Annotated in this window: 10 protein-coding genes and 1 pseudogene; 8 read left to right on the forward strand and 3 right to left on the reverse strand. The window is 68.8% G+C overall.

Annotated elements, in window-relative coordinates; translation table 11 throughout:
* The first annotated feature begins 271 nt into the window (after positions 1 to 271).
* Entirely contained in the window at positions 272 to 1,453 is a 1,182-nt protein-coding gene (locus HND92_RS18460; protein ID WP_172208983.1) for an MFS transporter, read from the forward strand.
* Between the two features lie 134 nt (positions 1,454 to 1,587).
* A pseudogene (gene ssb / locus HND92_RS18465) lies at positions 1,588 to 2,132 on the forward strand (single-stranded DNA-binding protein).
* Between the two features lie 107 nt (positions 2,133 to 2,239).
* On the opposite strand, the gene HND92_RS18470 reads toward ssb, so the two are convergent.
* Positions 2,240 to 3,901, reverse strand: a complete 1,662-nt coding sequence (locus HND92_RS18470) for an L-lactate permease (protein ID WP_172208985.1) — start codon at positions 3,899 to 3,901, stop codon at positions 2,240 to 2,242.
* A gap of 238 nt (positions 3,902 to 4,139) precedes the next feature.
* On the reverse strand, positions 4,140 to 5,279 hold the full coding sequence (mnmA, locus tag HND92_RS18475) for a tRNA 2-thiouridine(34) synthase MnmA (RefSeq protein WP_172208987.1): 1,140 nt from the start codon (positions 5,277 to 5,279) through the stop codon (positions 4,140 to 4,142).
* Positions 5,280 to 5,428: 149 nt separating this feature from the next.
* Here mnmA and HND92_RS18480 point away from each other — a divergent pair, with 149 nt between their 5' ends.
* The 5 genes from HND92_RS18480 to HND92_RS18500 all read left to right on the forward strand — a co-directional run bounded on the left by HND92_RS18480 (position 5,429) and on the right by HND92_RS18500 (position 11,746).
* Positions 5,429 to 6,403, forward strand: coding sequence for a LysR substrate-binding domain-containing protein (locus tag HND92_RS18480; RefSeq protein ID WP_172208989.1), 975 nt, complete (start codon positions 5,429 to 5,431; stop codon positions 6,401 to 6,403).
* Between the two features lie 174 nt (positions 6,404 to 6,577).
* A complete protein-coding gene (tcuA, locus tag HND92_RS18485; protein ID WP_371814903.1) occupies positions 6,578 to 8,002 on the forward strand; it encodes an FAD-dependent tricarballylate dehydrogenase TcuA in 1,425 nt (474 codons plus the stop codon).
* A 5-nt stretch (positions 8,003 to 8,007) separates the two neighbouring features.
* On the forward strand, positions 8,008 to 9,234 hold the full coding sequence (gene tcuB, locus HND92_RS18490) for a tricarballylate utilization 4Fe-4S protein TcuB (RefSeq protein ID WP_011807152.1): 1,227 nt from the start codon (positions 8,008 to 8,010) through the stop codon (positions 9,232 to 9,234).
* Positions 9,235 to 9,624: 390 nt separating this feature from the next.
* A complete protein-coding gene (locus tag HND92_RS18495) occupies positions 9,625 to 10,704 on the forward strand; it encodes an IS630 family transposase (RefSeq protein ID WP_005801445.1) in 1,080 nt (359 codons plus the stop codon).
* Positions 10,705 to 10,768: 64 nt separating this feature from the next.
* The gene (locus HND92_RS18500; protein ID WP_172208993.1) at positions 10,769 to 11,746 is read left to right on the forward strand and encodes a tripartite tricarboxylate transporter substrate binding protein; all 978 of its coding nucleotides are present in this window, start codon (positions 10,769 to 10,771) and stop codon (positions 11,744 to 11,746) included.
* A 141-nt stretch (positions 11,747 to 11,887) separates the two neighbouring features.
* Here the strand turns inward: HND92_RS18500 and HND92_RS18505 are convergent, their stop codons facing one another.
* Positions 11,888 to 12,373 carry an NUDIX hydrolase gene (locus HND92_RS18505; protein ID WP_047349257.1) on the reverse strand — a complete coding sequence of 162 codons (486 nt, stop codon included), beginning with the start codon at positions 12,371 to 12,373 and terminating at the stop codon, positions 11,888 to 11,890.
* Between the two features lie 103 nt (positions 12,374 to 12,476).
* Here HND92_RS18505 and HND92_RS18510 point away from each other — a divergent pair, with 103 nt between their 5' ends.
* On the forward strand, positions 12,477 to 12,863 hold the full coding sequence (locus HND92_RS18510; RefSeq protein WP_172208995.1) for a hypothetical protein: 387 nt from the start codon (positions 12,477 to 12,479) through the stop codon (positions 12,861 to 12,863).
* Positions 12,864 to 12,963: the final 100 nt, after the last annotated feature.

The raw sequence follows: 12,963 nt of genomic DNA on the forward strand, positions 1-12,963 counted from the left end.
ACGCACGATGATAGGTCACCCACCCCGCCCGCGCAGAAGCCGCGGCCGGAGCACCCTGGGCGTCAGTCTGGTAAGCCATGCAGATGCTCCTAAAAAAATAGCTGTTTGCGCTCATCTGTATTGCATCTGACCGCGATTTCATGCCCAATTCGCCACACGCCGCGATGGCCCGCCCTGCCGCGTGCGGCCCGGCCATGGGCGAGAATCACCGCTTTGACTTGCCCCCGCGCCCGTGCCGGACACCACCACACCCACTCCGCCCTCCACCGCCATGACCCCGATGGAGCGCCGCGCCAGCGTCAGCCTGGCGCTGATCTTCGCGCTGCGCATGCTGGGCCTGTTCCTGGTGCTGCCGGTCTTTGCCCTCGAAGCCCGCAAGTACCCGGGCGGCGACGACCCGGCCCTGGTGGGGCTGGCCATGGGGGTCTACGGGCTCACGCAGGCGGTGCTGCAGCTGCCGCTGGGCATGGCGTCGGACCGCTTCGGGCGCAAGCGTGTCATCGTCCTGGGGCTGCTGGTCTTCGCCGCGGGCAGCCTGCTCGCCGCGCTGGCCGATTCGGTGATGGGGCTGCTGGTGGGGCGCGCGCTGCAGGGTGCGGGCGCGGTGTCCGCCGCCGTCACGGCGCTGCTGGCCGACCAGACACGCGACGCGGTGCGCACCAAGGCCATGGCACTGGTGGGCGCCAGCATCGGGCTGATGTTCGCCATCGCCCTGGTGGCGGCGCCGCTGCTGGCCACGCACATCGGCCTGGCCGGCCTCTTCGGCCTGACCTGCGCGCTGGCGCTGGGCGGCGTGGCCGTGGTGCTGTGGATGGTGCCGCCCGAGCCGGTGCAGCATGTCGACGCGCCGCGCGGGCGCCTGGCCGACGTGTGGCGCCATGCCGACCTGCTGCGCCTGAACCTGGGCGTGTTCGTGCTGCACACGGTGCAGATGGCCATGTGGGTGGCCGTGCCGGCCCTGCTGGTGCAGGCCGGCTTGCCCAAGGACGCGCACTGGCAGGTGTACCTGCCGGCCGTGGTGCTGTCCTTCGTCGCCATGGGCGGGCTGTTTGCCATGGAGCGGCGCGGACGGCTGCGCGCGGCGCTGCTGGTCGCCATTGGACTGGTGCTGGTGGTGCAGATGGGCTTTGGCCTGCTGGCGGCCGGAGGCGCTGCGCCATCGCTGATGCCGGTGGCGGCGCTGCTGTTCATCTTCTTCTGCGGCTTCAACGCGCTGGAGGCCACGCAGCCCAGTCTGGTGTCGCGCATGGCGCCGGCCAACCTGCGCGGCGCGGCGCTGGGCGCCTACAACACGCTGCAGTCGCTGGGCCTGTTCGCGGGCGGTGCGCTGGGCGGCGCGCTGGCGAAGTGGGCGGGCGCGCCGGGATTGTTCACCGCCACCGCCGTGCTCACGGCCCTGTGGTTGCTCATCACCTGGCCACTGCGACCGGTGGGACGCGGCGGCGGCCACTGATTTTTTCACCCTCCGGCGCACCGGCGGCGTGCAAGCCGCTATGCTGCGCACCTGCGGCCTCGCAGGGGTCGCCTGTTGGACTCATCTGGCCCGGAACCCTTCCCTGCCGTCCGGGCTAAGCACAAGGATTTTTCATGGCATCCGTGAACAAAGTCATCATCGTCGGCAACCTGGGGCGCGACCCCGAGATGCGCACCTTCCCCAGCGGCGACCAGGTCGCCAATGTGCGCATCGCCACGACGGACCGCTGGCGCGACAAGAACACCGGCGAGAACAAGGAAGCCACCGAATGGCACAGCGTGGTCTTCAACGGCCGCCTGGCCGAGATCGTGGGCCAGTACCTGCGCAAGGGCTCCCAGGTCTACGTGGAAGGCAGCCTGCGCACGCGCAAATGGACCGACCAGAGCGGCCAGGAGCGCTACACCACCGAAATCCGCGCCGACACCATGCAGATGCTGGGCAGCCGCCAGGGCATGGGCGGCGGACAGGGTGGCGGCTATGACGACAGCGGCTACGGCGACAACGGCGGCGGTGGTGGTGGCGGCTACGAGGCCCCGCGCCGCGCCGCACCCGCGCCGCGCCCCGCCCCCCCGCGGCCCGCCCCGCCCCCGCGCCCGTGGCGCAGCCGCCGCGCGCCGCATCGGGCTTTGACGACATGGACGACGACATTCCGTTCTGATTCGGCCTCGCACCAAGCACAACGGGCGCCCCAGGGCGCCCGTTTGCTATTGCAGTGATAGCTGCTCGCGCTGGATGGACAAGCGCTGCAGCCCGAAAACACTCAAATCAGTGCACCACCATGAGGGAGAACGGCCAGACATAGGCCTGCATCGTCACGTACAGGCCCACCAGGCAGGCCAGCGCGATGGAGTGGAAGAACACGTAGCGCAGGATGTCGCCCTCGTGGTCGAACCAGCGGGTGGCGGTGGAGGCCACGACGATGGACTGCGCGTCGATCATCTTGCCCATCACCCCACCGGAGCTGTTGGCCGCGCCCATCAGGTTGGCCGACAGGCCCAATTGCTCGGCTGCCACCTTCTGCATGCCACCGAAGAGCACGTTGGAGGCCGTGTCCGATCCCGTGAGCGCCACGCCGATCCAGCCCATGAGCGTGCCGAAGAACGGGTACAGCACGCCGGTATTGGCAAAAGCCAGGCCCAGCGTGGTGTCGGTGCCCGAATAGCGCGTGAGCGTGCCCAGTGCCAGCATCAGCACGATGGTGAGCAGCGAGTAGCGCACCAGCCAGAAGGTGCGGAAGAACGTGGTGACGATGGCCACCGGGTTGTACTTCATGACCAGCGCGCTCACCACGGCCGACAGCAGGATGCCCGTGCCGGTGGCCGACAGCAGGTTCAGTGTGTAGACAGCGGCCTCCTTGTGCGGCGTGGGCACCACGGGCGGCACCTTCTCGATCAGGTTGTGCAGCCCGGCCATGGGGAAGGCCGGCGCGAAGATGCCATTGAGCCAAGCCTTGACCGAGGGCAGGCCCCAGATGAAGACGAACACCGACAGGATCACCCAGGGCGTCCAGGCCGCCACCAGCGCCTGCGTGCTGTGGCGCTTGACCGGCTGCGGCGGCTTGGCCTCTGCGGCGCTGGGGTCGTGGCCGCGCAGCGAGGGCGATGTCCACACCGTCTTGGGCTTCCACACGCGCAGGAAGGCCACCAGGCAGACCATGGAGACGATGGCGGCGATGATGTCCACCAGTTCCGGCCCGATGTAGTTGGACACCAGGAACTGCGGAATGGCGAAGGACACGCCCGTCACCAGGATGGCCGGCCAGATTTCCATCATGCCCTTGCGGCCGGCGAAGGCCCAGATCAGCCAGAACGGCACCAGCAGCGAGAAGAAGGGCAACTGGCGGCCGATCATGGCCGTCACCTCCATCAGGTCGTAGCCGTGCACCTTGGCCAGCGTGATCACCGGCGTGCCCAGGGCGCCAAAGGCCACCGGCGCCGTATTGGCGATCAGCGACAGGCCCGAGGCCGCCAGCGGCGAGAAGCCCAGGCCGATCAGGATGGCGGCCGTCACCGCCACGGGGGTGCCGAAGCCGGCCGCGCCTTCAAAGAACGCGCCGAAGCAAAAGGCGATCAGCAAGAGCTGGATGCGGCGGTCTTCCGTGATGCCCGACAGCGAGTCCTGCAGCACGGCGAAGCTGCCGTTCTGCTCGGTGAGCTGGTGCAGGAAGATGATGTTCAGCACGATCCAGCCGATGGGCAGCAGGCCGGTGAAACCACCGAACAGCGCCGCACGCCCGGCCATGTCGCCCGGCATGCCGTAGACGAAGACCGCCACGAGCAGCGCCGTGATCAGGCCCATGCCTGCCGCGATATGCGCCTTGATGTGGAAAAAGCCCAAGGCCGCGAGCATGACCACCACCGGCAGCGCGGCCAGTGCGGTGGAGATGACCATATTGCCCAGTGGGTCGTAGATTTGTTGCCAGACCATAGCCTGTGCCCCCTGTTGTTGTCCCGGTTTTGGAAGGAGAAATGCCTCGCACGCCCAGTACCGGAGGTCAACCGGCTGGAGCGGCGCGGACGAGACTGTAGAAAGCCCGCCCGCGACGCAGCGTGAAAAAACCGGAGACCGGTGCTGAAGCAATTTCACACCATAGCAGGGACTCAGGTCCGGCATCCCGGCTATTCGGGTATCCCCTGATGCCGCCTACCCCCCCCTGGGCGGGCTTTCAGCCGTTCACGGCCGCAATCACCCCACCGCCCAGGCACACCTCACCGTCGTACAGCACGGCCGACTGGCCCGGCGTCACGGCCCACTGCGCCTCGGGGAACTGCAGGCTGAAGGCGTCGCCCTGTGCGGCCAGCACCGTGCAGGCGGCGTCCTGCTGGCGGTAGCGCGTCTTGGCGGCGCAGGCGCCTGCAGCGGGCGGATGGCCGGCAATCCAGCTCGCGTCCTGCGCATCCAGGCGGTGCGACAGCAGCCACGGGTGGTCGTGGCCCTGCACCACGCGCAGGGTGTTCGTCTCCAGCTCCTTGCGGGCCACGAACCAGGGCGCATGGTCGCCCGCGCCGCGCACCGGCTGGCCAGACGGTGCTTTCGCCCCGGCGCCTTTTTCCTTGACACCGCCGATCCCCAAGCCCTGCCGCTGGCCCAGCGTGTAGAACGACAGGCCTACGTGGCGGCCCAGCTTGCGCCCGCGGTCGTCCAGGATGGGGCCGGGCGCATGCTGGATGTAGCGGTTGAGGAACTCGCGGAATGGCCGCTCGCCGATGAAGCAGATGCCGGTGGAGTCCTTCTTCTTGGCGTTGGGCAGGCCGATGTCGGCAGCGATGCGGCGCACCTCGGTCTTGTGCAGCTCGCCCACGGGGAACAGCGTCTTGGACAGCTGCGCCTGGTTCAGGCGGTGCAGAAAGTAGCTCTGGTCCTTGGACGGGTCCAGCCCCTTGAGCAGTTCGAACAGGCCCGTGGCCGGGTTCTGCCGCACGCGCGCGTAGTGGCCGGTGGCGATCTTCTCGGCGCCCAGGCGCATGGCGTGGTCCAGGAAGGCCTTGAACTTGATCTCGGCGTTGCACAGCACGTCCGGGTTGGGCGTGCGGCCGGCCTGGTATTCGCGCAGGAACTCGGCGAACACCCGGTCCTTGTACTCGGCGGCAAAGTTGACGTGCTCGATCTCGATGCCGATCACGTCGGCCACGCTGGCCGCGTCCAGGAAGTCCTGGCGGCTGGAGCAGAACTCGCTGTCGTCGTCATCTTCCCAGTTCTTCATGAAGATGCCGACCACCTCGTGGCCCTGCTGCTTGAGAAGGTGCGCCGTGACGGCGGAGTCCACGCCCCCCGACAGGCCCACCACGACCCGGTGTTTTTTCATCGCCGGGCCGCCCCAGGATGAAAAGCGGCCCCCTTGGGGGGCAGCGACCACACGAAGTGGGGAGCGTGGGGGGCATGTTTCATAGGTGTGCGATTATCCCAGCCCCCCCCGGCCGGGCGGCGCCTGGGGTCAACCGGGTGTTGGAGACGATGGAACTGCGGCAATTGCGATATTTCGTGCGGGTGGTGGAGCTGGGCTCCATGAGCCGCGCCGCGCTCGACCTGAACCTGGTGCAGTCCGCGCTGAGCCAGCAGATCACGCGGCTGGAGGGCGAGCTGGCCACGCGCCTGCTGCACCGCACGCCGCGCGGCGTGGCCCCCACCGAGGCCGGGGCCGCGTTCTTCCGCGAGGCGCAGCTCACGCTGCGCCATGCCGAGCAGGCCGTGCGCGCCGCCCAGCAGGCGCGGCTGTCGGGCACCGTCACCGTGGGCCTGGCGCCCACCACCTCGGCGCTGCTGGGGCTGCCGCTGATGCAGGCCATGCGCGAGCGCTACCCCGACGTGCGGCTGCACATGGTGGAGGGCATGTCGGGCCACCTCTCGGCCATGCTGCATGCGCGCGAGCTGGACCTGGCCGTGCTGTTCGACTCGCGCCTGCACCAGGCGCAACTGGCCGGACGCACCCAGCGCTGGCAAATCCAGCCGCTGCTGGAAGAAGACCTGTTCCTGATGCGCGGCGCCGCCGCCCCGCGCCTGGCCGCCGAGGTGGCGATCACCGAGCTGCGCGAGGAGCCGCTGATCCTGCCCACCGGCCCGCACGGCCTGCGCAGCACGCTGGACACGGCCTTTGCCAGCGCGGGCATCGCCCCGCATGTGGTGCTGGAAGTGGACTCGCTGGCCATGTGGATGGCCGCCGTGGACGCCGGCCTGGGCTCCACGCTGCAGCCCTGGGCGGCGCTGGGCCGCTACCCGGACGCGGCCACGCGCTTTCAGTGCGCGCGCCTCACGGGCGCGCCCGCGCGGCGCGTGAACCTGCTGTGCAGCCTGCCGGACGAAGAGCTGTCCCCCGCCGCACTGGCTGCGCGCGTGGTGCTGCTGGACTGTGCCTGCGGTCTGGTCACCGAGGGCCGCTGGATCGGCACCTCACTGCTGGCGCAGGCACCGGCAGGGGTTCCCGCCCCGTAGCGGCTGCTTTCGGGCGTCGCGCCCGGGCGCGCAGCCATCACCGTTCGTGATACCCCCATACCCGCCCGCGGCTGCACGGCTGGCGGGCCGCTGCCTACAGTCCACGCTCGACTGCTGCGCCCCTCGCCCCTGCCTGGCGCGCCCCCACGAGCGAAACCTATGCAATCTCCCCCGATGGACACCGATGTCCTGGTCATCGGCGGCGGCAACGCCGCCCTGTGCGCCGCGCTGATGGCCCGCGAGGCCGGCAGCCGCGTGCTGCTGCTGGAATCGGCCCCGCGCGCCTGGCGCGGCGGCAACTCCGCCCACACCCGCAACCTGCGCTGCATGCACGACGCGCCGCAGGACGTGCTGGTCGATGCCTACCCTGAAGAGGAGTACTGGCAGGACCTGCTGAAGGTGACCGGCGGCCAGACCAACGAGCACCTGGCGCGCCTGGTGATCCGCGCGTCCAGCACCTGCCGCCCCTGGATGCGCCGCCACGGGGTGCACTTCCAGCCCGCGCTGGCCGGCACGCTGCACGTGGCGCGCACCAATGCCTTCTTCATGGGCGGCGGCAAGGCGCTGGTGAATGCCTACTACCGCAGCGCCGAGGCGCTGGGCGTGCAGGTGCGCTACGAATCGCCCGTGGAGCGCATCGAGATCGAGAACGGCACCTTCCAGGCCGCCTGGGTGCAGGGCCAGCGCATCACCGCCAGGAGCTGCGTGCTGGCCGCCGGCGGCTTCGAGTCCAACCGCGAATGGCTGCGCGAGGCCTGGGGCCAGAACGCGCGCGGCGAGTGGCCGGCCGACAACTTCCTGATCCGTGGCACGGCCTACAACAAGGGGGTGCTGCTCAAGCACCTGCTCGACGACCACGGCGCCGACCGCATCGGCGACCCCACGCAGGCGCACATGGTGGCCATCGACGCACGCGCGCCGCTGTACGACGGCGGCATCTGCACGCGCATCGACTGCGTGTCGCTGGGCGTGGTGGTCAACCGCGAGGGCGAGCGCTTCTACGACGAGGGCGAAGACTTCTGGCCCAAGCGCTATGCCATCTGGGGCCGCCTGGTGGCGCAGCAGCCGGGGCAGATCGGCTACTCCATCATCGACAGCAAGGCCATCGGCCGCTTCATGCCGCCGGTGTTCCCCGGCGTGAAGGCGGACAGCCTGCCCGCGCTGGCCGAAAAGCTCGGCCTGCCCGCAGAGACCTTCATGCAGACGCTGAACGCCTACCACGCCGCCTGCCGCGTGGGCCAGTTCGACCACACCACGCTGGACGACTGCCATACCGAGGGCGTGGCGCCCGCCAAGACGCACTGGGCGCGGCCCATCGACACCGCGCCGTTCTACGGCTACGCGCTCAAGCCCGGCGTCACCTTCACGTACCTCGGCCTGCACACCGACGACACGGCCGCCGTGCGCTTCAACAACGTGCCCAGCCCCAACCTGTTTGTGGCCGGCGAAATGATGGCAGGCAACGTGCTGGGCAAGGGCTACACCGCCGGTGTGGGCATGTCGATCGGCACGGCCTTCGGCCGCATCGCCGGGCGCAACGCCGCGCTGGCCGCCGCGGGCCAGGCTGCCGCGCACGGCGCGGTGAACGACGAGGGCTGAACACCATGCAAACCCTGAAATCCCTGACCGACGAAGCGATAGGCCTGGCCCAGGGCGGGCCCGCCCGCGTGATTCCCATCGTGCCCGCGCCGGCGCAGAGCGCCGCCGAGACCGAGGTGGCGCGGCAGATGCAGATCTGCAACGCCTGCCGCTACTGCGAGGGCTTTTGCGCCGTGTTCCCGGCCATGACGCGCCGCCTGGACTTCACCCAGGCCGACGTGCACTACCTGGCCAACCTGTGCCACAACTGCGGCGCCTGCCTGCACGCCTGCCAGTACGCGCCGCCGCACGAATTCGCCGTGAACATCCCGCAGGCCATGGCCCAGGTGCGCGGCCAGACCTACGCCGACTACGCCTGGCCGCCCGCGCTGGGCCGGCTGTACCGCCGCAACGGCCTCACGCTGTCGCTGGCCCTCGTGGCCGCGCTCACGCTGTTCCTGGTGCTGGGCGCCGCGCTGCAGGGCGGCGGGCTCGGCGCGCTGTGGGGCGCGGACCTGGGCGGCAACTTCTACCGCCTGTTCCCGCACAACCTGCTGGTGGGCCTGTTCGCGCCGGTGTTCCTGTTCGTGGTGTTGGCCTTGTCCATGGGCGTGCGCCGCTTCTGGAAGGACGTGAAGCCCGCCACCAGCGGCGCCGACGTGAGCGCCCCCGCCGCCACCGAGGCCGCGCACGACGTGCTGCGCCTGAAGTACCTGGACGGCGGCCATGGCGACGGCTGCCACAACGAGGACGACGCCTACACCCTCAAGCGCCGCCGCGCGCACCACCTCACGTTCTACGGCTTCCTGCTGTGCTTTGCCGCGACCTCGCTGGCCACGGTGTACCACTACGTTTTCGGCTGGCCGGCGCCCTACGAGGCACCCAGCATTCCCAAACTGCTGGGCGTGGCGGGCGGCGTGATGCTGGTGCTGGGCACGATCGGCCTGTGGTACCTGAACCGCACGCGCCACCCCGCACACGGCGACGCCGCGCAAAAGCCCATGGACCTGGGCTTCATCGCCCTGCTGTTCCTGGTGGCCGCCAGCGGCCTGGCGCTGTGGCTGGTGCGCATCACCCCGTCGGCCGCGCCCGCGCTGGCCCTGGTGCTGTGCCTGCACCTGGGCGCGGTGATGGCCCTCTTTGCCACGCTGCCCTACGGCAAGTTCGCCCACGGCGTGTTCCGCACCGCCGCGCTGCTGCGCCACACCACCGAAAAGCGCCAGCCCAACCCTATCGGGCTGGGCAGCGATTGATTGCTTCTAAAACCATAGCTGTTAGCGCTTGATGGATAAGCGCTAGGGCCTGCTCACACTATTTTTGCCAGATGCGTTGCGATCAAAAAGGGCCAGGCGCAAGGCGCCAAACGAAGCTGGGGTGCTACCCCAGCGAGGCTTGGCAACGCCGCGAATGGCCCTTTTTGATCGCAACCCGGAGGGAACGGAGTGAAAACCGCGCCACGCGTCGTTGCCCTCCTAGCCAAGGCCCCGGCCTTGGCGTCGTCACGCGCCTAGATTGGCGCGGTTTTCACGCCATTCGCACTGGCAAAAATAGTGTGAACAGGCCCTAGTGTGGTGTCTCAAAAATAGATAGAACTATTTTGACCGGTGTTGGTCGAATCAGCTTCCTTATAGGAGACTACGCTGATGGCCCACCCTGGACGCCCCGCCACGAAGCTGCAGATCACCGATGCCGAGCGCGCAGAGCTGCATGCGCGACTGCGCGTACGCAAAGCGCCCGAGGACGAGAAGCTGCGCATGCGAATCGTGCTGGGCTGCGCAGATGGGGAGTCGGGCACCATGATTGCCCAACGCTTGGGCACGACGGTGCAAACTGTCTCCAAGTGGCGGCGGCGCTACCGGGCGTATCGTCTGGCGGGTTTGACCGATGCCCCGCGCGCTGGCCGCCCGCGCAGTGTGGGCGACGAGCAGGTTCAGCTCATTGTGGACAAGGTTCGCCAGAGCAAGCCTGACAACGCCACGCACTGGAGCGTGCGCCAGATGAGTCGGCACGCTGGCGTATCGCCCGCGACGGTGCAGCGCATCTGGCATGCCTTTGGGCTGAAGCCGCACCTGCAAGAAACCTTCAAGCTATCGACGGATCCCCATTTCGTGGACAAGGTACGGGATGTGGTGGGGCTGTATATGGCACCACCCGATCGCGCCTTGGTGCTGTGCGTGGACGAGAAGAGCCAGATCCAGGCTCTGGATCGCACCCAACCAGGGTTACCACTGACGTTTGGCAAACCCAGCACGCGCACGCACGATTACAAGCGCCATGGCACAACGTCGCTGTTTGCAGCGCTGGATGTGGCCACTGGCAAAGTCATAGGACAGCTCAAGCGCCGTCACCGCAGTGTGGAATTCCTGCAGTTCCTCAAAGCCATCGATGCAGCGGTGCCTGGCGAACAAGACATCCACCTGATCATGGACAACTACGGCACGCACAAGACGCAGGCAGTGCGGGCCTGGCTAGCAGCCCATCCTCGCTACCACGTTCACTTCACGCCCACCTCAGCGTCCTGGCTCAATCTGGTCGAGCGTTTCTTTAGCCAGATCAGCGAGCAGTGGATCAAGCGCAGCGCCCACACCAGCGTTGCTCAGCTGGAGCAATCCATACGGGAATACATTGATCGTCACAACGAGGATCCCAAGCCGTTCGTGTGGCATAAAAGTGCGGACACCATCTTGGCATCTGTGGCGCGGGCAGCGAGTACCATTATTTGATGATTACTTTTGAGACACCACACTAGAGCACCATTTGACTTACAACGACTAAAGGAGCCTCGCCATGAAAAAACGCACCCTGATCCAGGCCGCCGCCGTGGCCCTCACCTCCATCGCCTGGGCCGGCCCGGCACTGGCGCAGGACTTTCCGCCGGCCAAGCCGGTCACGCTGGTCGTGGGCTTTGCGCCCGGGGGCGCAGCCGACGCGGCGGCCCGCCTGATCGCCAAGAAGCTGGCCGAGAACATCGGCCAGTCCGTGGTGGTGGAGAACAAGGGCGGCGCGGGCGGCAACATCGCCCACCAGCAGGTGGCCGCGGGCGCATCGGATGGCACGGTGCTGCTGTTCGGCTCGGTGGGTCCGCTGACCATCGCGCCGCACCTCATGAAGCTGCCCTACGACCCGTTCAAGGACCTGGCGCCGATCTCGGGCGGGGTGTACTTCCCCAACGTGCTGGTGGTGCACAAGGGCGCGGGCGCGAAGACGCTGGCCGAGTTCGTGCAACTGTCCAAGGCCAAGCCCGGCAGTGTGGACTATGCCTCCACCGGCGCGGGCTCGGCCTCGCACCTGGCGGGCGAGCTGTTCAACCAGCGCGCCGGCATCGACATGGTCCACGTGCCCTACAAGGGCGGCGCCCCCGCGCTGCAGGACCTGCTGGGCGAGCGCGTGACCAGCTACTTCGCCGCGCCGCCCACCGCCATGCCGCACGTGGAAGCGGGCAAGCTGATCCCGCTGGCCACCACGGGCCTGACGCGCCCGGCCTACCTGCCGAACATCCCCACGGTGGCGGAGTCGGGCTTCCCGGGCTTTCAGGCGCTGAACTGGTACGCCTTCGTGGCCTCGGGCAAGACGCCCGCGCCGCTGCTGGAGCGCTGGAACAAGGAGATCGTGAAGGCGCTCAACGACGCCGGCGTGAAGGAGGCCCTGAACAAGCACGGCCTGTCGCCCCACCCCACCACGCGCGCCGAGCTCGCCAGCTTCATGAAGAAGGAATACGACCAGTGGGGCGCCATCGTGCGCGAGCGCAAGATCACCGCGCAGTGATCTCCCCATGAGCAGCTGCGCCGCATCCCCCTGCTCGCGCTTTGCGAAAAGGAGGGGCGACGGCCAGTGACCGTGCCAAGCCCGCGCCACGGCGTCTGCTGGCTTGGCTGGCGCTGCGAGCCAAGCCCAGCGCCCTGATCCTCAGCCCGGCGTCCGCAGCACGCTGGCGTCGGTGTGGATCAAGTCCAGCGGCGCGCGCCGGCCGGCCAGGTAATCCTCGACGCACTGCAGCACCAGCGGGCTGCGGTGGCGCGCGCTGCAGCTGCGCAGCTCCTCGGGGGTGAGCCACACGGCGCGCAGGATGCCGTCGTCCAGCGACCGCCAGGCGTGGTGCGCGCCCACATTGCCCGCAAACGCAAAGCGCAGGTAGGTGATGTCGTCCCCCGTGCGCGTGCGCGTGAAGCGGTTCAGGTACACGCCCACCAGCGCCGTGGGCTCGAAGTCGTAGGCCGTCTCCTCCAGCACCTCGCGCACGCAGGCCTGGATGGGCGACTCTCCCGGGTCCAGGTGGCCCGCGGGGTTGTTCAGCCGCAGCCCGTCGGCCGTGTCTTCCTCGACGAACAGAAAGCGGCCCTCGCGCTCGACGATGGCGGCCACGGTGACGTTGGGTTTCCAGCGGTTTGGCATAGCCGCGATTATCACCAGCGCATGTAGACACTTTCTGACGGCTTGCGCTGGGTCAAGTTCCGGCGCGCCCCGAACGCGCAGCGCTCGGGATAATCCCCACCCCATGCTGCAGCGCATTCGCCACCACCGACGCCTGGGCTCCGCGGTCCTCGCGGTGTTCGTGTGTGCGTGGCTGGTGGCGCTGTGGGCCAACGTGCAGGTGCGCCAGGCGCTGCCGGCAGTCGACCTGGCGCACCTGGACGTCTGCTTCGCCGCACCTGCGGGTGACCCCGCGCCGCACGCCGACCCGGCTGCGCACGACAGCCACCATGCCGACCCCGGCTGCCTGCTGTGCATTGCCCTGGCCACACCGCCGGCGCTGACGCTGGCCGCCCTGCGCCCGCCCGCCCCGCGCGTGCACCCCGCACAGCGCAGCCGCGCGCCGGCCGTGGCGGCCTGGCGCGCCCAGGCGCCGCTGCCCCCGCGCGGCCCGCCTTCCACCCACGCCTGACTGCAACCACCCGCCGGCCCATGGGGCTGGCGCCTTCCGTTGTTTGCCTGCGCGCTGATCTGCCGCCCCCGCGGCCGAGCAGCGCCGGGCGTGGATTTCT

It is taken from the genome of Diaphorobacter sp. JS3050, assembly GCF_013154915.1.
Classification (GTDB): domain Bacteria; phylum Pseudomonadota; class Gammaproteobacteria; order Burkholderiales; family Burkholderiaceae_C; genus Diaphorobacter; species Diaphorobacter nitroreducens.